Raw genomic sequence first — 1,024 nt, 5'->3', positions numbered from 1 at the left:
ACGCTGCTGCGGACCTCACGGAGCTTGAGAACGTCACGAAGGGCGTCGATGCAGTCCTCAACCAGCTGACGGACTCGGCCTCCTACCTCGGCTCCGTCAAGAAGCGCGTGGACATCCAGAACGACTTCGTCACTGCGCTGTCGGATGCTGTGACGCGCGGCATCGGCCAGCTGGTCGACGCCAACATGGAAGAGGAATCCACCAAGCTGCAGGCGCTGCAGGTGCAGCAGCAGCTCGGCATCCAGGCCCTCTCCATCGCCAACTCCTCGACGCAGAACATCCTGTCGCTCTTCCGCTAAGACGACGGTAAGCTGCACCGTGAAGGGGTCGCGCTTCGCAAGAAGCGCGGCCTTTTTCTATGAGGATGCTTCCATAAGTATCCGCCACGGCTGCGCGGCGGTTCGATTGACGGATGCTGGAGCGGGGGTTGCGAAGCGCAGCATTTCCCATCCTCGTGCCCGTGCTTGTCGCGGGCATCCACGCCCTGGAACTTCGAGCAGCGTTGGAGGCGTGGATGGCCGGGACAAGCCCGGCCAAGACGAATAGGCAGGGTGTGCTGCACTCCCAGCCAAGATACCTGAACGGCGGTTCCCGGCGTCATGCCCGCGCTCGTCGCGGGCATCCACGTCTTGAACCGTCGGGCAACGTTGGGGGGCGTGGATGGCCGGGACAAGCCCGGCCATGACGACATATAGCTGGCTCAGTGCTGTCATAGGCTGGATGTTTGTATGTAGGATGGCAGGGATGATCGGCTCCCTGTGTCCTGCAGTGCCGGCACCCGCCACCACGCAAGCCCCGCACAAGCCTGCCCTTCTAATCTCGGCTCACCTATAGCGGATTGAGGCTGCGCTGTGCCGCGGCGCCCCTCAAAGGCATGATGCCGCTCCGCTATGCCGGTGCGAGCCCGGCATGTCCCTTTCAAACAATCCACATCTCAATGTGAAGGGACGAAAGCCATGTCCAGCTTGCTGACCAATGCCTCGGCGATGACTGCTCTGCAGACGCTGACGGCCACCAACAAGAA

Annotated in this window: 1 protein-coding gene; it reads left to right on the top strand. The window is 62.3% G+C overall.

Annotated elements, in window-relative coordinates:
• Positions 1-299, top strand: a 299-nt coding sequence (locus ASC46_RS20685) for a flagellin (RefSeq protein ID WP_280949174.1), incomplete at its 5' end; no start/stop codon positions are given.
• Positions 300-1,024 lie beyond the last annotated feature (725 nt).

Source organism: Chelatococcus sambhunathii (genome assembly GCF_001418005.1).
Lineage (GTDB): Bacteria > Pseudomonadota > Alphaproteobacteria > Rhizobiales > Beijerinckiaceae > Chelatococcus_A > Chelatococcus_A sambhunathii.
This window is presented reverse-complemented; position numbering and strand designations above follow the sequence as displayed.